The organism is Brasilonema bromeliae SPC951 (genome assembly GCF_012912135.1).
Lineage (GTDB): Bacteria > Cyanobacteriota > Cyanobacteriia > Cyanobacteriales > Nostocaceae > Brasilonema > Brasilonema bromeliae.
Genome location: NZ_QMEB01000100.1, coordinates 1 through 20531, shown reverse-complemented (window position 1 = coordinate 20531; position 20531 = coordinate 1). Strand labels below are relative to the sequence as shown.

Here is a 20531-nt window from a genome sequence, read left to right as displayed (position 1 = left end):
CACCCCTATACCCCTATACCCCTTGTTACTAGGCACGAGACAGCATGGTCAGCAGTCCTTGCTGACCCAGAAGAATTTCCCGTAAAAGACTGAAGATACCAACCCAAATGATTGGGGTAATGTCCACCCCACCCATAGGTGGCACAATCTTTCGTAACGGTACTAGGAAAGGTTCAGTAGGCCAAGCGACCAAATTAAAAGGCAAACGATTCAAATTAGCTTGGGGATACCAAGTCAGAATAATCCGGAAAATAAACAAAAATGTCATCAGTCCTAATATTGGACCGAGAATCCAAATGGCAAGGTCAGCACCAGTCATGATTTAAGCTTGACTTTTTTTGTGAATAAAGGGAAAGAACAGAATCAGCAGATTTTAAGGTTTGTAAAGCCTTTCTCTAATTTTAACCAAAGGCTGTTACACAACTAGAATCATTTCCCTTTGCCATGAGTGGCTTCTCAACGGTCTACTAGACCATTAGAATTGTTATAAAGTATGTAAAAAAAGGTTGAAATCTATGACGCCATCTTTAGCAAATCTCCTTTGGAGTCTGTTTTGGGGTGCATTAATTGTTGTTGTCCCCGCCACAGTAGGATTGATTTTTGTGAGCCAGAAGGATAAAATCCAGCGTTCATAAGATCTATTGTAGGGGCGTGGCATACCACGCCTCTAGTTTTAAAACTGATTTTCCGTCAGTTCACTGCTCAATTGCTAACTCTTAGCAATTCATTATAAAAAAATACTTATACTAAGCTTACTGAGCAGACAAACACAGACTTGTTAGCTTTGGGTCATAATAGACGCGTAAGTATTGCTTCACTTAGCCCAAGTGGCAAATTCACGTACTTAAAAAGTTCGCATAAGTCCCCACCCTCAACCGCTATGTTGGGTGGGGATGGACAGCAAACACTTATGAAACACCATCCCCGATTCAATCCTCACTCCTTGAGAGGGAGTGGGGTGATTGAGGAATTACCAGTCTCCGGCGTCGGTAGTCTGTCAATCCAGTCTTCAATCAATTGCGTCATGGTTTTCTCTTTCCACTCTGCATATAGTCTAAGCTTATTTAGTCTACGTTCAGATATGCGAATATGTAATCCTTTGGCTTTCATGGTGTCTACACAAAGTCTAGACTTTATGTTACCATAAAGATGGTTGATCACCCACTCGAATGTGTTGCATACAGAAAGCTACTTCACAGTATATTGTGTCTAATTACAGTAGAGATTTCAATTCTGACTCGCTAACATAGATTTTGATATTAGGTAAACAACGATGCTAATGTTTGGGCTGAACTCAGCCAGTGTTCTGGCTCAAGTCAATTTTGGGGCAAACTCAGCCAGTGTTTTAGGAATTTTCTTGGCTGTGGCTGGGGCAGCACTTTATTTTCTCCGCACTGTGCGTCCAGAGCTCTCACGCGACCAGGATATCTTTTTTGCTGCTGTGGGCTTACTCTGCGGCTTCATTCTCATATTCCAAGGTTGGCGTCTTGACCCGATTTTACAATTTGGTCAGTTACTTTTGGCAGGCTCAACTATATTTTTTGCGGTGGAAAGTATTCGCCTGCGGGGTATAGCCACTCAGCAAGCTAAGCGTAACACTCCTATTGTTGATGACGAACGTGAAGTTAGCGACAACTATAGGTACAACAAAAAGTATAAGGCACAGGTAGACGCTGAATTAGAACCACTGCCTTATGACGATGACTATGATGAGCGCCCCGTCCGTGGTCGAATTTCGGGTAGCAGGGATAATCGTTCATCTCGGGATGATTACTACGAAGATGAAACTCCCCGTCGCTCAGAACGTCGCAATGGAAGCGAAAGACCGACATCAAGTGACAAAACTGACAAAACCCGTCGCCGGAGTTCTGGACGTTCTGTACGCCCTTCTGAAAGGATTGAAGATGAAGATTGGGGTGGTTCCAATAGAACAGTTGATGAGTGGGGTAGTTCAACGACCGAAGAAAGACGACCTCCGCGTCGTGGTAGTAATGGTACAGCACGTCCAGAAACTCGTGATGAGGATGTTCCTGCAAGACCGAGAAAACGCCGTTCGCCCAATGAATCTGCTCCTCAAAGGGGGCGTGAGGATGATGAAGTCATTTCTAGTGAGTATGTAGAATACAAACCACTAGACCGTTCTGAGCGTTCGGATCAAGATCGAGATAGCTCATCGAAATTTGATGATGATCTATAAATCTATAAATAAGATTAGGTGCAAGACGCGAAAGCGTAACGAAAAAAGTTGAGGTGAGCAAAATTACACCTAGTTTTTGGATCCAAAGGCAAATTCCTTGGGGTCTCAGTATTGCGTTGGCAAGTTTTCTTGTATCTTGTAGTTATAGCGATGTCCCTCTTGGACCAACTTCCCTCAACAGCCGTTACACGGAACAGCAACCAGCGTTGAGTGGAAATAGTCGTTTTTTAGCATTTGTCTCTAATCGCAATGGTAGTCACCAACTGCTGGTATATGACTTGGAACAGCAACAATTTATTCAAACAACGGGCTTAAACCAACGGGAAACAATTGTTGAAAGTCCTAGCCTCAGCTACACCGGACGTTACATTGCTTATATCACCAGTGACCAAGGTAGACCAGTGGTGGCGCTTTATGATCGCGCTACGCAACAGTCGCAAATTCTTACCCCAACCTATCGTGGCTGGATCAGAAATCCAAGTATCAGCCCAAATGGGCGTTATGTTGTCTTTGAAACTGCTAGCCGTGGTCAGTGGGATATTGAAGTTCTAGACCGGGGACCGGATGTGGAGTTAGATATTGCCAATGGCGCATCGGTGGGTGCATCTCCATGAGAGGGATGCTGTAAAAGTCTTAAGTCTTCGACTCATGACTCATGACTATGAAACATTCTATTTTTTTACCTATATTTGCTACAGCTAGTTTGTTAAGTGGCTGTGCTGGTTACCCACGCATAGTCAATTATCCTTACGATCCAGGCGGACTAAGTCTTAATAGTTCTGCTTCGGAATTAGATCCCCAAATTTCAAGAAGATACATCGTTTTTGCCAGTGATCGACGGGGTAGACAAGATATTTATATGTTTGACAGAGTCACTGGCAGTTTGGTAGATTTGCCTGGTCTAAATTCCTTTGATACTGTTGCTTCTCATCCTGGTGTTTCTGAAAGTGGTCGTTATGTCGTGTTTGCAGGTAATAGACAGGGTCGCTCAGCTATTTTTCTTTATGATACAGAAACACGTCAATTAAGAAATTTGACTGCCAACCTGCAAGCAGAAGTGCGTCATCCAACAATTAGTGCAGATGGTAGTAGGATTGCTTTTGAGTCTAGTGTTAATGGGCAATGGGATATTTTAGTTTATAACCGTTCTGGGCAACCGCTGAACATACCTCAAGATCCACGTTGAGCCAGATGAGGGAGATAGGGAAGCAAATGAACAATAATAATGCTTCTGGTGTTGCGTGCAAGACACACGATCTGTAGAGACGTAGTATTTACGTGCTCTACATTATTCGTAGTGATGTATGTGATTCAAATGGGAACCGCTATATCACTCTCGCCGTATCTCCCTCATCTCTACACTCTACTTTCTTCTTGCTTGACGGCTTCAATAAGCGATCGCACTTGTTGAGTTCCTTCAGAAGGTTCAAACGAAAGAGGAAACTTGCCTCGCACTATCATTCTTAACCCAAGGGGAGCAAGACTGAGCAATCCTTTGAGGTCTTTAAAATAGTTCCCGACGACTTGTAAACCAAATTGACGCTCATCAATCCAGCCGCCTTCTTTAACTAACTCTATCAATACTTTGCGATGGCGAATTGAACGGCTGTCGCTTGCTTGTTTGCGATCAAGAATTTCCTGCTTGATTTTTGTGATTTGATCTAGTGGGGCAACATCCATTGGACATACGGAATTACAGTACAAACAACGCGTGCAACCCCAAACTCCTTTAGTTCCTTCGTTATATTCTTCTAAACGACTTTCGGTTTTATCATCACGAGAGTCAGCTACCATGCGGTAAGCTTTAGCCAGTGCGTGGGGACCAACAAAATTTGGATCAACTTCACGAGCATTGCATTCAGAGTAGCAAGCTCCACACATGATACAATTACCAGTTTCATCAAGGCGCGATCGCTCTTGGGGTGTTTGTAAAAACTCTCTTTCTGGGATGTTACGCCCAGCTGTACTCACATAAGGAGTAACCGTCTCAAGGTTGTTCCAAAAACTGCTCATATCTACCACTAAATCTTTGATCACAGGCATATTGCCTAGTGGTGCGATGATGATTTCTGGAATCCCGTTTGCATGACTTGCTGTTGTAACCGTTTGTTCCAATTTGGCAATTTCACTGCCAACATTTTCCTTACAAGCCAAAGCTGAACGCCCATTGATTCGCATCGCGCAGCTACCACAAATCGTGTTGCGACAATTTTTGCGAAATGCCAATGTCCCATCTTGCTCCCACTTAATAAGATTGAGACAATCTAGGATTGTATTCCCCCCTTCAACATCCAAAGAGTAAGTTTGCACAATCGGGGAGGAATTTTGTTGCTGCCGTATGATCTTAAAAATAACTTCCATGACCACTAACCAAAGTTTTTAAATTGCTATACCCATCTGGTGGCAATAATTTCCACACATGGGTTGCTCACCAACAAGTGAGGTATACTCTTGTTGCCTTTAATTAAAAGCTCGCTGTTAATAGGCTGATGATTAAAGAGCTACTCATTATAGTTTAAGGATAATCATCAAAATTTTAGTTGTATGACTACCCAATGGGTTTAACACCAGATGTGTCAATAGCCAGATTACCAGAAAAAATGCTCACTGCTTGACAATTAATTTATATATTTGGGCTGATGGAGAACGAGAGTAAAACACAGGGACACTGGAAGTCAGACTTAAGTTCATTCTAAGGCGCGAAAATTTCCAAATTTAATGCTCCTTGGATTATAACTATATCTTGATGTCAAGACGAGTTAAACAAGCTCTGAGTGAAAAAATCGCTCAATTGGTCGTGAAGCTGCATTTTTTTGGTTATATAGAATTGTTAAAGCTCTTAATGAACATCTTGACCAGTTGATCAAGAAACTCTTGGTTCTCACTCATCTCGTTAAAACTGCTTGTCTAAATTAAATGAATTTTTATAAATCCTGACCAGCAATACTCATCCCAGGCATAAAAATTTAGATAAAAGTGTATCAGCAAGTTGAATTCAAAGTTAAACATCTATTTTGCTATTATTAAACCATGCTACTATTTAATATAAAATTATGAAGCAACAAAACCAGTAGCAATCGCCGTGTAAGTGCGACTGTTACTGCTTTGTTTCTTTGTAATAAAGTGGAGGCAAGAAATTTCTGGTCTCTACTAGCAGGGTAAAAGGTTGTATGTCAGCACAACCTTATGAAAATACTATGCTGTCAATCATGTTTCTTGAGTAAAAATGGGGAAAACCCTACGACTCAAGGTCAATTAAGACAGACTTAGGAAAGTGAAAAGCCTGCAATTTATTGGGTCTACGACTTGTTTATAGTGGTAGAGCACAAGGCGCGAGAAATCGGGAGGAAAATCCTCACCCGGACACTTTGCACCGTCCTTGGGAACCCCTAAGGGCGCAGTGTCCTCGCTTTTTGTCTCCCCAATTTGTAGTTGTTCAAAGTTGCTCCACTCTAGTAGTGCCAAAAAAGAGAATTATTTCGTTTCAGATGGCAAATGATGGTTAGAAATGCCGTAAAATTACGAAAATTAATGCCTGTGACAACTACAACCATCTTCTGTTGTAGTCAATCGTAACAGATACTCTTGTGGCTCCCCCCATATGGAGGAATAACCAGTTTGCGATTGAGAACTGAAGCAACTTTGTGCAGATGTCAAAAAGTCAAGTACTGGCAAATGATGATTTGTTTATTTTTTTGGAGAGAGTGAGGATATTTCAAGCATAATGACTGAAACCGCAACTGCACCATTAACTGGAAAAACACTGCTAGCGAAAGTGAAAGAGCTTTCTAATTTACCACGGCGAGAAAGAGCAAAGCAGTGTGGTTATTACACCGTTACAAAAAATAACCAAGTTCGTGTCAATCTCACCGACTTTTACGATGCTTTGCTCTCGGCTAGGGGAATTCCCTTAAGTCCAGAAGCACCAAAAGATGGTCGTGGGCGTGAACCTACTTACAGGGTTAGTGTCCATCAAAACGGTCAGATTGTTATTGGTGCAACTTATACCAAAGCAATGGGTTTAAAGCCGGGTGATGAGTTTGAAATTAAGCTGGGTTACAAGCATATTCACTTAATTCAAGTTGATAGTGATAAAAAGCTACTCCAGCATGATGAAGACGCAGAAGTCTATGATGAAGATCTTGAAGACGAGGAAGATTTAGAAGACGACGACTACGAAGACGAGGAATAGATTTTTGTGATCGTAGAGGCAAGTTTAAAGCAAAAGCTGTATAACTTGTCTTTACGGCAAGAGTCAAACCTTTGAAAATTTTTGAAACAAAAAAAACAATTAAACTTCTTGGATACATGATTCATTCATTTTGGTAAAGGTTTGGTTAAGAAAAAAGAAGAGCGATTAGATGAGCAATACTTGAGGTAGTGGGAAAATAAACACAACCTAGCTATCTCTACTTGAAAGCTGCTCTAAATGAATAAGTCTTTTCTCTTACCAAAATAAAATGTTTCTACTATGCAAGAAGTCGATTGTGTTTTTTTACCTACTTTCATATCGTTACCTAAGCCATCAGTCAACTTTTTACTGTCATCCTTAAAAGATGCACCAGTATTCTTTGTTGTGATGGCTTTCTTTGTTATTTGGGTGTCTTGCTGGTTACCCATAGCAGCATTAACAGCGTTTGTCCTCAAATGGCAACCTTCTCAACTTTTGCAGCCAGAAAAAAAGTTACCTTTACTGGTATCCCTATACTTATTAGCTCCCTTCATTTTGTGGGGAACGAGTTGGCTAACTAATACACCCTTCTCAGATTACGGCTTTATTGGAAATGTTTCAACTCTATATTCTTTGGTGGTAGGTTTAGCTTTAGGAATATTAAGTATAACATTAGTTTTTTTGTGGCAATTGTGGCTAGGATGGTGCTCTTTTCAATGGTCGAATATTAAGCTTGTGCGACCTATCTTACTACCAATTTTATTAGTGGCGTTGTTTGTAGGTGGTATTGAGGAGCTAATTTTTCGCGGGTTTGTGTTTACTGAACTCGGAAAGAATGGCTTCGTTTGGGTAGCAGCGTTTATTTCTAGCTCGATTTTTGCGTTGCTACACTTGGTTTGGGAGCAAAAAGAAACCATCCCACAGTTACCTGGACTGTGGTTTATGGGAATGGTGTTGGTACTAGCACGATTTGTCGATGGGGGGAGTATAGGCTTAGCTTGGGGACTGCATACAGGATGGATTTGGGCGATCGCCACAATAGACACAGCCGCACTCATTGATTACACAGGTAACGTCTCGGACTGGGTGACAGGTAAGAATAAAAAACCCCTTGCTGGTGTCGCGGGTGTTCTTTGTTTACTCCTGACTGGGGGGATTCTCTGGTTATTCTCTCGCTATTTTTGATTTTGTGCATTGACGCTGAGGCGTAAAAAAATCAGTAGTGACAGGGTGAGACAAACAATAACAGAGTTTCTTTGTTCTCAATTGTTGCTGAAAAAAATCTGGGATGCTTTGACTTCAGTTGGTAGATTAGTATACTCCCCTCAAAAGAGAGTCACCAAGCACTGTCAATAAGTCAAGAGGATAAGGCGTGACAAATCAAACTTTTGCTAATGGTTATGCATTACTCATCGGTATTGGTGCTGATTTACCCATCACTGTTAAAGATGCTACTGCCTTACGAGATATTTTGGTTAATCCCAATCAAGCTGCTTACCCATCAAACCAAGTCAACCTGCTCACTGAGACTTCTGCAACTCGGCAAGAAATTCTCAAGGCTTTTGACCAGCTTATCGAACAGGTAAACCAAAATCCCGATGCGAGTGTCATTATTTACTACTCTGGTCATGGTGGACGGATTGAGCGTACAAATGAATACTTTTTAGTGCCTTATGGCTATGATCCCAGTCAACGTGCAGACACTGCCATATCAGGATTAGAGTTTACCCAAAAGATAGAGGCGATTAAAGCACGTAAGCTCGTCGTTTTGCTAGATTGCTGTCATGCAGGAGGTGTTCCGGTTCTTAAAGAAGCAGGAGAAACTTTTGTCAAGTCACCTGTACCACCTGATTTGTTAGAGATTCTGGGAACGGGAAGTGGTCGAGTTATCGTTGCTTCATCGCGGGAAGATGAATATTCTTATACCGGTCAACCCTACAGTGCTTTTACAGATTGCTTGTTAGAAGCTTTACAAGGCAAAGCAGCCAAAGAGAAAGATGGCTATGCTCGTATTCTTGACGTTATGATTTATTTGTTCGACCAAGTACCCAACCGGGCTTCGGGACCACAGCATCCATTCGTCAAAAAAGTCCTTGATTTGGGTGATAATTTTCCACTTTGCTACTACGCAGGTGGAAGTAAATTTTTACCTGGGGAAACACCAGTGGCAGAAGTTCACATGACTACCAGTAGTTTGACGGCTGGACAAAAGCGACGATTAGTGCAGAGACAAGACACACTACAGGCAGAATGGGACCTCCGTAGTGAAAAGGTGAAGCGGATGCGGGATGCTCTAGCTATTGAGACTGGTACGGCTGTTAAGTTTCAATTAGAAAAGCAGCTTTTGAATGAAGAAGCTCAGCTAGCGCGTCTTGGTGATGAGTTGGATGAGATAGAACAGGCGTTGCAGTAATTTAGAAAGCTGGGGCTAAGTAGAGATGTCATACGTCAACGCTCTAAGAAATAAACTTAAAAGGCTGAATGAAGAACTTGATGGACTTCAGCAAGAGTGGAGGCGACGCCATGACAAGGTTAAGGAGTTACGCCTGGCTCTAGCCATTGAGGTCAGTCCAGCCAGCAAATTTCAGCTAAAGCAACAAATTCAAGAAGAAGATACTCAGCTTAAAAGTTTGGATCACAGAATTCAAGAAGTTGAGAAATATATTGAGCGGGTAAATAATGAGCAAATACACAGTGCGCTGTTTCGCCTGAATTATGTACAGCAGGTGCAGCTGTTTCGAGAATTTATTGAAGAAAAACGAATAGGAGCTTTTTTGGTTCATGGCTCGCCAGAACACGGTCAAATCTTTCTGCTGAAGCGCTTGTTACAGGCAATTCCAGACAGTACCATAACTCCCCCAATCCAGTTTTACCTCTCCCGCAGGGCATTGAGAACAGACATTGCTGCTTTGTGGCGAGAGTTCGGGCGTCAAATGGGAGTACAAAACTTCTCATCTCATGAAGAGATTGCTAAGAATGTAGTATCTCAGTTGCAAACCCAGCACGTCATCCTGGTTTTTCATGACTTTGACTGCATTGACGAAGACTATCTACATGAACTGATGCGCGACTTCTGGCTACCGTTGGTAAACTCAGTTCAACAAACAATCTACCCAACTAACGAGTTTTTTCTCCTGATGTTTTTAGTTGATCATGAGGGTTGTGTCAGCAACTGGAAAATCCAATTTGCAAACCAGCTCGATCCGGTTTGGGAACCCTGTATCCCTATCAGGTTACCAATCATAGATCGCCTATCTGACAGAGTGTTAGCTAGTTGGATGGAAAATGCAATTGATACATTACCAACCAAGGTCACTAGACAAATTGACTCTACAGTTCAGGTGATTTTGGAAAAGAGTGAAGGGGTTCCAGAGCATGTGTTTGCCCAAATTTTTGGTTTGTGTGGCTGTAACTGGCAGGAGGAAGAAGTTAGGTGGCTAGAGCTTTAAAGGGAAAGCGGCTGAAATACACAGGCAAGGTGCAGCCCAAGCCAGGAGAACAAGATCCGCAGACGGGGCAATTGCTGTATCCCTACCTGCCGAGTGAGAAGTTGGTAGAAGCGGTTAATTTAGCCATAACCCTTGAAAGACCTTTATTGCTGAAAGGAGAACCGGGGTGTGGTAAGACAAAATTAGCTCGTGCAGTGGCTTACGAATTGCGTTTGCCTTATGAAGCTTGGTACGTCAAATCTACCAGTCGGGCACGGGATGGGTTGTACACTTATGATGCGGTTGGAAGGTTGCGGGATGCTCAACTTGCTGCGTCGGGAATTGATGATGAAGCCGCAGTCCGGGCGAAAAATGTGGATGCTTACGTAGAGTGGGGACCGCTAGGACGTGCCTTTCTAAATGACTTGCGCACTGTGGTGCTGATTGATGAAATTGATAAGGCTGACATCGACTTTCCCAATGATCTGCTACTGGAACTTGATGAGAAACGGTTTGAGGTAGCAGAAGTAAAACAAAGCAGTTCCATTAAGAAAATTCAAGCGAAGGTGACGCCTATTGTCTTTATTACCAGTAACGATGAGAAAGACTTACCAGATGCTTTTCTACGCCGTTGTTTGTTTCACTATGTCAAATTTCCTGAACGTCAGCAGTTGATAGAGATTGTCAAAGCACACTTCCCAGTTTCACCTTTGAATGTGGTAGACACAATTATTGACCGCTTTGTTGAACTCCGGGAAGAAATGCGGCGGGATAAAGGCGAAGCTGGCAAGAAAGTCAGCACCAGCGAACTTATGGACTGGGTGCGGATTCTGCGGCATCATGAGGATGACGAAATTCTTGCCAAATTGAAGACAGAACTGTTGTATCCAGGGGTGTTACTCAAAAGTTGGGATGATTATCGGCGATATGGAGAACAAGGGCGATCATCATCTCAAGAGGACGACTCCTCCGCGCCATCGTCATCGGGAATATGAACATGGAAGCTTCCCAAGAAGAACTACCACTGCTTGACCTCTTCACTCAGCTGCGAGAAGCAGGCTTATCTTTAGGTATTAATGAGTATTATCTTGTTCTGCGTGCGTTACAGGAAGGCTTTGGCACGGTTGACCAGGAAGCTTTGGCGGAACTGTGCCGCACCTTGTGGGTGAAATCTCAGGATGAGGAACACCTGTTTAACTACCACTTTCAACAAGTAATCGCCAAATCAACCAACACTGCCCCAGTTTCATCTCCCGCGACAACCTCATCTGAAAAACCAGTTGTCTCAAACTCAACTACGGTTGATTCCGGTTCTGCTCCCACGTCTGAACTTGACAAAACTACACCAGCATCCGTACCCGTCTCATCTGAATTAATGCAGGTAGAAGATGAAATTCAAGTCGCTGAGGCTGTACAGATTACTACTCAACGAGATGAGGATATTACTGTTAATCGCTTCACACAAACAGATGAGTATTTCCCAGTCACCCGACGGCAGATGAAACAAAGCTGGCGACATCTCCGCCGTTTGGTGCGGAAAGGTTTGCCTACAGAATTAGATGTGGAAGCAACTATTGAGCGAGTTGTACAGCAAGGGGTGTTGCTAGAACCTGTTTTGGTTCCCCATCGGGTAAATCGAACTGAGTTGCTATTGCTGATTGATCACAAGGGATCAATGGTACCGTTTCACGCTTTATCTCAACGGTTGGTGGAAACTGCCCAACGGGGAGGACGCTTGGGAGGGGCTGGTACTTACTACTTTCACAATTGTCCCACTCGGTATCTCTACCAAGACCCGACACGCCAGAAAGCTGAATCTGTGGCAGATGTTTTAGCTCAGCTACGCCCGGAACGTTCCGCTGTATTAATTTTTAGTGATGCAGGGGCAGCACGGGGCGGTTTTAGCATAGAACGGCTGGAATTGACCCAAAAATTTCTCGACCAGCTTAAACAACGAGTGCGTTATGTAACATGGCTCAACCCGATGGCAAAAGAGCGTTGGTTTGGCACAACAGCGGGTGAGATAGCCCGTTTGGTGCCAATGTTTGAGTTTAGCCGTCAGGGCTTGGATGGAGCAATTGATGTGTTGCGGGGACGGGGAAGCTATGCACAATTAGAATATGAGCTGTTTTAGTAACAGCTTTGGACTAAGACCAATTCTCCATGAAGATGCATTTATAGGTCGGCGGAAATAAACCTAACTATGTAACGGAAAGTAAAGTTGTTCAAACCCCTGTGATTGCTTCGTTCCACTTCGTTCCACTCGCAATGACATACTATGAATTATTTGTGCCGTTCTACTTAATATTTATGAAACGAACCGCCAAGACGAGCCAGCGCTGCAGGAGGGTTTCCCTCCGTAGGCGACTGGCGTCGCCAAGAACGCCAAGAGTGAAAGTGCAAGTTTACAGATAATTTGGTATAAAGTTTGGGCTAACAGCTAAAGTCAGTTTTAACCGATATCTTGCGCCAGCTTGCATCGTCCGCCAAGGGTTAGAAACCCCTGGCTTATAGCCTAAGTCCTCTCAAGAGGACTAAACGCTTACTTACCAAGATTTTCAGTCCATTTTAATGGACTTGAGCTATTAGCCCGGAACTTCAGTTCTGAGCGGGCGAGGTTGCTAATTGACAATGCTGCAAAATATCAGTTTTAACTAACTAAAAATGAGAAGCACTAGAAACAGATGGCATACAGTGATTTTACTCTTGCTAAAGCTAAAAATACATTCGGCTTAACTTTGGACGAAACTCGCAATTTGTTTCGGAATGTACCAGGAGTGCAGCCATCTGACTTGCTGACACGCTTGCTAGATGAAAACTTACCTTTAGCAACTGCTATCAATAGTGAAAAAGCCCGTTCTGAGTTCCTCATTGCTCCCATCTTGTCTGAAGTCAGACGACAACTGGATTATCGAATCAGCTTATTTTCTGGCACGGAGTTTAATGTTGAACCAGCGCAAGGACTCTCAGGCTTTTGTGATTTTCTCCTCAGTGCGTCTGGTGAGCAGTACTTTATTAGTGCTCCAGTAGTAACTGTGGTTGAGGCAAAAAATGAGAATATTATTGCAGGGCTAGGGCAATGCGCTGCTACAATGCTTGCTGCTCAGATATTTAATCAAAGGGCAGGAAATGATATTGAAGTTATTTACGGAGTCGTTACAACTGGAACTAGCTGGAAGTTCTTGACTTTAGAACAAAATATTGTTTGTATCGATTCTATTGAATATTACATTAAGGAAGTTGATAAGATTTTAGGAATTTTCTTGCAACCCTTCCAGCGTTTTTTGTCAAAAACTTCAGTTTAGAGAAGCCAATGAAACCAGAAGTCGCCACTCGCCGTATTAAAACTTTTGGGGAACGTTTTGGAGAAGCACACCTCTATCTGGCTTACCATGCTGCTTTTCCATTAGCCCTGACGCCGGATTTGCTTTACCGGATGTGGGCTAATTTTCAACGTGATATCAACGGTGAAGCCCTAAACATCCCTTGGATGGCGGTGGCGGATTTGCTGCTTTCTAGCCTTTGTGATGAGGTGGGGCATGAACTGTATGAAATGGATACCGCAGTGCGGAATGCGCTGTTGAAGGAGTTGAAGGCGAATTCTCGCTTTGGTGAGAAGCGGGTAAATGAGTTATCTGATTTTTTACTTGCCTACGTACAGCAGCAGCTTGACAGCCATGATCCGGATATTCGTGATTTTGCTCAAGTTCAGAGGTGGACGGCGTTAGCTTATACGCAACCGAGTGAGGCAGCAAATAAAATAGCGTTAGCTCTTTCAAAGTTGAAATTGGAGGAAAAAGCAGAGTGGGTTCGCATGACTTCCCTAGTAGAGACTTTTGCAGAGCCGTTAGCAGAATTTCAACCACTACTAATTTATGCCCGTGGTATGGATCGCTTTACCCGTGGTGACTTGGAAGGTGCTGTAGCTCAGTTGAGTAACCTAACTCAACAGGGACAACAGGTAGAGATTGCTGGAATATGGTTAAATATACCCAAATTGCCCCTCTTAGAAGCACAACGTATAGCACTATATTGGCGAAAGCGTCTGGCTATCGAGTGTTCAGAACAAAGTGTTGAAAATAGGGAAAGTATAATTAGCTGGCTTTTAGGAAGTGACTTACATCGTTTTGAAGTACTTAGCCAAAATGAATTGGATATTGCCAAGCAAGCGATGGAGTACCGCTACAGTCTTTTGCGTCAACGCTATTTAGGTTTTTCTAGAGAACGAGCTTATCGCAATTTGATCACTATGTTGGGGAGTTTGGTGACATTACGCCATAAAATTCAGACTTGGATCGCCTTGAGTCGCGATCGCGATCGGACAGTGCTAGATGTGCTGCAAGAAGTTATCCAAGAATTACTGCAAAGCGATAACTACATACAACAACAAATGATTTACATTTCAGAATTGACAACTGATAGCAGGCTCAAGAACGCCTTACTGTTTGCCAGTGTAGAAGAATATTGTTTGCGACCAGTACGCAATCAACCTCTACTGGCGTATCGTTTCGTGAATTACCTGAGAAGAACTCAACGTGGTGGCTTAACCCAAGTGCCAACTCAAGACTTAGTTAGGCTTGTCTCTGAGGAAATTCTTACTGATGACAATGAGAATCGAGTCAACTTGGTTGATACTCAAGCAGTAGCTGAATATCAAGAGGCACAAGCAGCGGAAGAACAACAAGCAGTGCGTCAAACAGTTAAGCAGGAATTTGAGGATTATTTATTAGAAAATCTTGGACAAGAAGCTGTAGAGTGGCTGCGACTCTATATAAAAGGAAAGTCCCAAGATGAGATCGCCAAAAAATTAAATAAGCCAATTAAGGAAGTCTACCAACTGCGAGAAAAAATTAGCTACCATGCTGTACGCGTGTTTGCCCTCAAAGGTAAACCAGAACTAGTGGATAGTTGGCTGTCGATTTCCTTGAAAGAACACAACTTGGGGCTAACACCAAAGCAGTGGCAGCAATTGCATGAACAATTGACTCCTTTGCAGCGCTCTGTTTTAGAGTTGCGTAAAGCTGGTTATTCGATAGAAGACACAGCTTCTGAGTTAAAACTCAAAATGCACCAAGCAATGGGTGAATTGACTAAAGTTTACCTGTTAGCCCAAGCTTTGAGAAGTCAAGAGTGATATCTATATAAACTTTAAGGTAGGATGTACAGGCATAGAACGGCGATTTCTCGTTACCAAGAGAAAACGTTGTTCCTCACACCAAGACAAAATTTCAGGATCTAGAGTTCCTTTTGGTGGCGCATCCGGATCGCCAACCATTAAAACAGTTAAATTGAGTTGATAACGCAGCAACTGTTCTCGAAAAGTGGGCGGCAAATTTTCGTCCAGTAAGTATCGGATAGACATTAGTTACTGACTGGTTCTGCTTTCTGCTGTTCCTTTAACTGTCGTAATCTCATGACTACGGATGGAAGATTTTTGTCGTATTCTGCTTCAGCTTTAAGCGTGTAATCTAACCAATCTGCCATATACTTTTCTACAGTTTGCTGATTATGCAAATAGAACAGAATCGTGGCATAAATTTGCTCCAAAGTCACTGTATGAAGTTCCTTAGCAATTTCTTCTGGAGCTTTAGCACTATGAATGTACTCATCCAGAATATGCTCAATTCCAATCCGCGTTCCTTTAACCCGAATATCATCAGAAGCGAAAAATTCAAAGTAATCTTCTAGTTGCATATGACATTCACGCTTTTTAGTTCTATCATGGCAGGTTTTGAACTTCTCCAATATCCCTGCCTTTTTACAGATGTTTGCTTGGATGATTGGGGAAATAACCCAAGTGGCAATACGCGTAGCGTCAAGCGTTCGACTGACTTGTACTGAGCTTTGTCGAAGTAGCCCTCACGCCGAAGTCCTCCGGCTTATCGCGCAATGACAAATAACTACCCACCAAAACCAGGAACAAGCCGCTTGAGCGCCCGACCAGTCACTTCGCTGTAACGCAGTTCACCACACAAAAGTTTGCCCATAATTTGGACAGATGACGGACGCTTAACCCCCACCTTGTAACCAATACCAGGAAAACGGTAAAACGCCCCAGCTAATTTCTGCGCCCAAGCCATATCACTACCCCATTCTTCGTTGATGGTGTCCGTGTATTTTTCCAAGGCGTTGATATCACCACCCAAGGCTTGGTCAATAGCAACTGCAGCTTTCATCCCGCTAAAAATTGAGGGGCGAATACCTTCTGCGGTAAAGGGATCAACGACACAAGCTGCTTCCCCAGCTAAAACCGCATTTTCAGTGTGCAGCTTTTGATTGCCATTCCACAAGCACAAAGCATGTCCATACTGCTTACAGATTTTGAGATCCACACCAAACAAGCTGCTGTACTCGCTTAAAATGCTTTTGAAATCTTGGGCTTCACCGCCGCCAACAAATGTGCCGATTCCTATTGAATATCCATCTGCTTTGGGGAAGTTCCAGAGATAGCCATTTTTGACCAAGCCAAATTCAAAGTGAGCAATGTGACCGTTTTCCACTTTGGTTAGTGCTTCTGCTTCTAATGCCCCTGCTAGACGGCGTTTGCGCTCTTTGAACCCTAGCAATCTTGCCATTGATCCTTTTGCGCCATCAGCAGCAATTAAGTAACGTCCACTGACAGGTCCATTTGCTGTATTGACTTGCCAAGAGTCACCTTTAAATTCAATGCCTGTGACTGCTGTATTATCTCTCAGTTGGGCCCCTTGCTTTTGAGCTTGCTGAATGAGGAAATGGTCAAAGACATCGCGCCTAACCATCCAAACTGGTTCAGGAGTTCCGAGTTCGGCTTCCACAGGTTCGCCCATGTTCCAGGTACAGCGAATAGTGGTTGCTTTGATGGAAATTGCAGGGCTAAAGTCAAAGTCGAACCATTGGGCGATCGCTGGTGATACCCCACCCCCACAAGGTTTATATCTTGGCAGGGTTTCTTTTTCTAGAACTAAGACTGACCGTCCCCGCTTAGCTAAATGATAGGCGGCTGTTCCACCAGCTGGTCCTGCACCGACGATAATACAGTCGTACATATGGTTTTTGTCTTTGCTCCTGAACTTGTTAGCTTCCCTGTTTTTCTTTATGACTCTGTCAATAGACAGTCTCAAGAGATTTTAACTGTTTTTATAGTTTGCTGTTTAAAATCGTACAGTGCTTGGTCTGACTCCTCGAAATCTTTATTTTTTCTAAACTATTTTTCACCGGAAATCTTAAGTCTGTGGGACTACTCTTTTAATTTCTTGATTGATTACAGGTTTGTTATCATTATTTTTTTATTAATAAACATAAACTTGGATAATGTATAGCAATCCGTGCAGGAGTTGTAAACTTACTGGTTAAGGGAGGGAAGGCTTAACTCTTAACTCTTAACAGGAAAGAAGGATGTACAGGTGTACTTGGTTTTTAAGCGCAGAGCGCAGGCACTTTTACACAAATGATTTAGGACTGCTATAAATGTTCATTGCCTACAAGTAACTCGTCTGTTTTTCTCCAGATACTAAAATACAATTCATTCATTTTACTTGGCAAAAAGAATTGTGCCATGTTTTTCAGAGCTTGATAAAGTTTTTGTAATTTTTTTGATGATTTTTTTCCATTTTTGCAATTTTCAAAAAATAAATTATATAGTATTTTATAGGAAAATCATAAATTTCTAAGAGTCATTTATAACAGTTACTAAAAAGTAGATTTATACCTCAATCAACAGTTTTGAGGTAGTGTACGAGAATGTGTTTATATGCTGCAAAAACTGTAAGATGCGCTGACGCGGTTTCTGTTTTACGCGTATACACGAAGAAAAGGAGACGTTATGACATTGTTGATAAAGTGAAGATAACTGGAGCTTGTGACGTGGAGAATCTTTCGGAAGAATTTCCCCGTGGTTTGTCCCTTAGTCCTGGTATCCTCTATCCTCATGTCTCCCTTGTCTTTGAGAACCGCGTCTCCCTGATGAGCATTTTGTTTTGTTGTTTCTAGACAGTTGTGATGTCTTTTTCTTTTTCTGCCAGTAACTCGTCTATTTTGACAGTGTACTTGTTTGTCAATTTTTGCAGTTTGTCCTGCTGATCACGTGACTCATCCTCAGAAATTTCGGCGCTTTTTTCTAGTTTGCGAATTGTATCTATGGCGTCGCGGCGGATATTGCGAATAGCAACGCGTCCTTCTTCGGCATATTTGGCGGCGATTTTGACTAATTCTTTACGGCGATCGCTCGTCAACGGTGGAATGTTTAGCCGAATCAGGGAACCATCATTGCTAGGGGTTAAACCCACATCTGACATAGATATTGCCTTTTCAATCAGACTTAGGGTATTGCGATCGTAAGGCTGAATCAGAATTGTTGTGGAATCTGGCGTACTAATGTTTGCCAGTGACTTTAAGGGCGTTGGCGAACCGTAGTAATCCGCTGTCACCTTATCTAATAAACTCGCGTTTGCGCGACCAGTACGAATTGTATTAAAAGCCCGTTGAGTTGACTCTACGGTTTTTTGCATTGTACTCTCAGCTTCAGCTAATTTCACAAGAACCTCCCACAAGCGTCCCTATCGATTCTCCCATGACTGCTCGGCAGATATTACCGCGCACAGTTAAGTCAAATATAAGAATAGGGATATTGTTTTCCTTACACAAGGCTATCGCGGTACTGTCCATTACTCGCAAATCTTTTGCCAAAACGTGTCCATATGTCAAGCTATTGTAACGTTTGGCGTCGGGGTATATATGAGGATCAGCATCATAAACGCCATCTACCTTGGTGGCTTTAAAAATCACTTCCGCCTCAATTTCTGCCGCTCTCAATGCTGCGGTAGTATCGGTGGTGAAGAAGGGATTTCCAGAACCAGCACCAAAAATAACTACCCGCCCTTTTTCTAAGTGACGGATGGCACGACGACGAATATAGGGTTCAGCGACTTCTTGCATAGAGATTGCGGTTTGCACGCGCGTCTGTACGCCGATTCGTTCTAGTGAATCTTGTAATGTCATGGCATTCATTACCGTAGCAATCATCCCGATGTAGTCAGCGGTTGCTCGATCCATTCCCGCCGACGCCGCCTTGACGCCACGAAAAATATTTCCGCCTCCGACGACGATGGCAGTCTGAACGCCAGTTGACACCACCTCTGCTACTTCTTCGGCTATTTCCTTGACCACTTCTGGATCAATTCCATAACCCATATTGCCCATGAGGGCTTCACCACTCACTTTAAGTAAAACCCTTCGGTAATGTGTTCCCATGAAGTTACGCGCTTATCAAAAATTTGTGATTACCTCCAATTTAAGATAGCAATACAGTGGCATTCTGTCTCTAGTTTTTGATTACCAAAAAAGTATAAATTCATTCAGTGTCTTTGGGATGAATTTCTTAAGCTTACAAAAAACAGATGATTGGGCAAAGTTTAGTACCCACTGCCTGGGGGATGGTCTAGGGTTCTCGCCATTCAAAGGGCGATCAAAGTAGGACTACGGCAATCCAAACTCCCTTTGCATGAGTCCTAAGGGCGATCTCACGCTTGTTGATAATTCTGCGAGTGCACCTTCAGTGTTTTACGAGTTATCATCTTGTTTGTCCTTGACGTGTGTTGGCAGGGTTATGAACATATTTTTCATGCCCAACGCTTAACACCTGGGGCTAATCATTGTTAAGTACTGCAACAATAAAAACTGTCGTACCTGCGGTATGCCGGTGCATCTCTACTCCTTGTACCAATCATTAATCTCCCATGACCACCTCTGCTTCCACTCCAGCATTTACTTCAACAAAAACGTGGATTTGGCAAGGTTTTCCCATTTGCTACCAAACCCAAGGAAGCACTGGACCTGCTGTTATCCTCGTGCATGGCTTTGGTGCTTCTTGGTGGCACTGGCGGAAAAATATCCCTGTGCTGGCAGAACACTGCCGTGTCTATGCCCTTGATTTGATTGGTTTTGGCGCTTCTGCTAAACCAAAACCAAATGAGACAATAGCCTACACAATTGAAACTTGGGGACAGCAAGTCGCAGATTTTTGCCGTGAGGTGGTGGGTGAACCAGCTTTTTTCGTTGCTAACTCCATCGGCTGTATTGTGGTGATGCAAGCGGCGGTGAGTGATCCGGAAGTCGCCTTGGGAGTTGCTTTACTCAACTGTTCCTTACGGCTGTTGCATGATCGCAAGCGGGCAACTTTACCGTGGCATCGCCGTTTTGGAGCACCAATACTCCAACGTGTACTATCTGTCAAACCGATTGGTGACTTCTTTTTCAATCAAGTCGCTAAACCCAAAACAGTGCGGAAAATTCTCTTGCAAGCCTATGCTAATTCAGAAGCAGTTACAGAGGAGTTAGTAGATATACTGACTTCGCCAGCACGCGATCCAGGGGCTGTAGCTGTTTTCCTCGCGTTTACCTCTTATTCCTCAGGTCCTTTACCAGAAGACCTTTTACCTCAATTGCTCTGTCCTGCGATTATGTTGTGGGGAACAGCAGACCCGTGGGAACCAATCGAGTTAGGTAGAGAGTTAGCCAATCTTCCGCAAGTGCAGAAGTTTTTTCCTTTAGAAGGCGTTGGGCATTGTCCTCAGGATGAAGCTCCTGAGGTGGTAAATCTAATTATACAGGATTGGATTTGGAAGCTAACACGATAACGTCACAATCCCCGGATTTTCTGGATAAATGAACAAAGCCAAATTCATCCAATTGGGGAAGTGTTAATTTATAGTGGGTGAGATGAAAACCCTGTGGCTTTAGCCCAGGGACGCCACATGCC

General features: G+C 43.1%; 20 protein-coding genes. 13 read left to right on the top strand and 7 right to left on the bottom strand.

Annotation, left to right across the window (positions count from 1 at the left end; translation table 11 throughout):
• Positions 1–28: 28 nt before the first annotated feature.
• A complete protein-coding gene (locus DP116_RS14170; RefSeq protein WP_169155799.1) occupies positions 29–319 on the bottom strand; it encodes a YggT family protein in 291 nt (96 codons plus the stop codon).
• A gap of 196 nt (positions 320–515) precedes the next feature.
• Here DP116_RS14170 and psbX point away from each other — a divergent pair, with 196 nt between their 5' ends.
• From psbX to DP116_RS14150, 4 genes are all read left to right on the top strand, one after another.
• Positions 516–635: a photosystem II reaction center X protein gene (gene psbX, locus DP116_RS14165; protein WP_169155798.1), complete on the top strand. Its 120-nt coding sequence runs from the start codon at positions 516–518 to the stop codon at positions 633–635.
• A gap of 638 nt (positions 636–1273) precedes the next feature.
• Entirely contained in the window at positions 1274–2197 is a 924-nt protein-coding gene (locus DP116_RS14160) for a Ycf66 family protein (RefSeq protein ID WP_169155797.1), read from the top strand.
• Between the two features lie 53 nt (positions 2198–2250).
• Positions 2251–2811 (top strand): TolB-like translocation protein, encoded by a 561-nt coding sequence (locus tag DP116_RS14155; RefSeq protein WP_169155796.1) that lies wholly within the window; start codon positions 2251–2253, stop codon positions 2809–2811.
• Between the two features lie 47 nt (positions 2812–2858).
• The gene (locus DP116_RS14150) at positions 2859–3383 is read left to right on the top strand and encodes a TolB family protein (protein ID WP_169155801.1); all 525 of its coding nucleotides are present in this window, start codon (positions 2859–2861) and stop codon (positions 3381–3383) included.
• 170 nt (positions 3384–3553) lie between these two features.
• Here the strand turns inward: DP116_RS14150 and DP116_RS14145 are convergent, their stop codons facing one another.
• Positions 3554–4558 (bottom strand): succinate dehydrogenase/fumarate reductase iron-sulfur subunit, encoded by a 1005-nt coding sequence (locus DP116_RS14145; RefSeq protein WP_211173265.1) that lies wholly within the window; start codon positions 4556–4558, stop codon positions 3554–3556.
• 1363 nt (positions 4559–5921) lie between these two features.
• On the opposite strand from DP116_RS14145, the gene DP116_RS14140 reads away from it, so the two are divergent.
• From DP116_RS14140 to DP116_RS14105, 8 genes are all read left to right on the top strand, one after another.
• A complete protein-coding gene (locus tag DP116_RS14140) occupies positions 5922–6389 on the top strand; it encodes an AbrB family transcriptional regulator (RefSeq protein WP_048871189.1) in 468 nt (155 codons plus the stop codon).
• 279 nt (positions 6390–6668) lie between these two features.
• Positions 6669–7553: a CPBP family intramembrane glutamic endopeptidase gene (locus DP116_RS14135; RefSeq protein ID WP_169155794.1), complete on the top strand. Its 885-nt coding sequence runs from the start codon at positions 6669–6671 to the stop codon at positions 7551–7553.
• A 187-nt stretch (positions 7554–7740) separates the two neighbouring features.
• Positions 7741–8781 (top strand): caspase family protein, encoded by a 1041-nt coding sequence (locus DP116_RS14130; protein ID WP_169155793.1) that lies wholly within the window; start codon positions 7741–7743, stop codon positions 8779–8781.
• A 25-nt stretch (positions 8782–8806) separates the two neighbouring features.
• The gene (locus DP116_RS14125) at positions 8807–9817 is read left to right on the top strand and encodes a hypothetical protein (RefSeq protein WP_169155792.1); all 1011 of its coding nucleotides are present in this window, start codon (positions 8807–8809) and stop codon (positions 9815–9817) included.
• Positions 9802–10791, top strand: coding sequence for an AAA family ATPase (locus DP116_RS14120; protein ID WP_169155791.1), 990 nt, complete (start codon positions 9802–9804; stop codon positions 10789–10791). Before DP116_RS14125 ends, DP116_RS14120 begins: the two co-directional genes overlap by 16 nt.
• A 2-nt stretch (positions 10792–10793) precedes the next feature.
• Complete coding sequence (locus tag DP116_RS14115) at positions 10794–11930, top strand: hypothetical protein (protein ID WP_169155790.1); 1137 nt, start codon at positions 10794–10796, stop codon at positions 11928–11930.
• 550 nt (positions 11931–12480) lie between these two features.
• Positions 12481–13101 (top strand): hypothetical protein, encoded by a 621-nt coding sequence (locus DP116_RS14110; protein ID WP_169155789.1) that lies wholly within the window; start codon positions 12481–12483, stop codon positions 13099–13101.
• Between the two features lie 581 nt (positions 13102–13682).
• Complete coding sequence (locus tag DP116_RS14105) at positions 13683–14930, top strand: HetZ-related protein 2 (protein ID WP_169155800.1); 1248 nt, start codon at positions 13683–13685, stop codon at positions 14928–14930.
• 3 nt (positions 14931–14933) lie between these two features.
• Here DP116_RS14105 and DP116_RS14100 read toward each other — a convergent pair whose 3' ends face one another.
• The 5 genes from DP116_RS14100 to pyrH all read right to left on the bottom strand — a co-directional run bounded on the left by DP116_RS14100 (position 14934) and on the right by pyrH (position 19024).
• The gene (locus tag DP116_RS14100; RefSeq protein ID WP_169155788.1) at positions 14934–15158 is read right to left on the bottom strand and encodes a DUF5615 family PIN-like protein; all 225 of its coding nucleotides are present in this window, start codon (positions 15156–15158) and stop codon (positions 14934–14936) included.
• The gene (locus tag DP116_RS14095; RefSeq protein WP_169155787.1) at positions 15158–15490 is read right to left on the bottom strand and encodes a DUF433 domain-containing protein; all 333 of its coding nucleotides are present in this window, start codon (positions 15488–15490) and stop codon (positions 15158–15160) included. The genes DP116_RS14100 and DP116_RS14095 overlap by 1 nt, the downstream gene beginning before the upstream one ends.
• 206 nt (positions 15491–15696) lie before the next feature.
• Positions 15697–16821 carry a geranylgeranyl reductase family protein gene (locus DP116_RS14090; RefSeq protein WP_169155786.1) on the bottom strand — a complete coding sequence of 375 codons (1125 nt, stop codon included), beginning with the start codon at positions 16819–16821 and terminating at the stop codon, positions 15697–15699.
• A gap of 939 nt (positions 16822–17760) precedes the next feature.
• Positions 17761–18309 carry a ribosome recycling factor gene (frr, locus tag DP116_RS14085; protein WP_169155785.1) on the bottom strand — a complete coding sequence of 183 codons (549 nt, stop codon included), beginning with the start codon at positions 18307–18309 and terminating at the stop codon, positions 17761–17763.
• Entirely contained in the window at positions 18296–19024 is a 729-nt protein-coding gene (pyrH, locus tag DP116_RS14080) for a UMP kinase (protein WP_169155784.1), read from the bottom strand. The genes frr and pyrH overlap by 14 nt, the downstream gene beginning before the upstream one ends.
• A 485-nt stretch (positions 19025–19509) precedes the next feature.
• Here pyrH and DP116_RS14075 point away from each other — a divergent pair, with 485 nt between their 5' ends.
• A complete protein-coding gene (locus DP116_RS14075; protein WP_169155783.1) occupies positions 19510–20409 on the top strand; it encodes an alpha/beta fold hydrolase in 900 nt (299 codons plus the stop codon).
• Positions 20410–20531 lie beyond the last annotated feature (122 nt).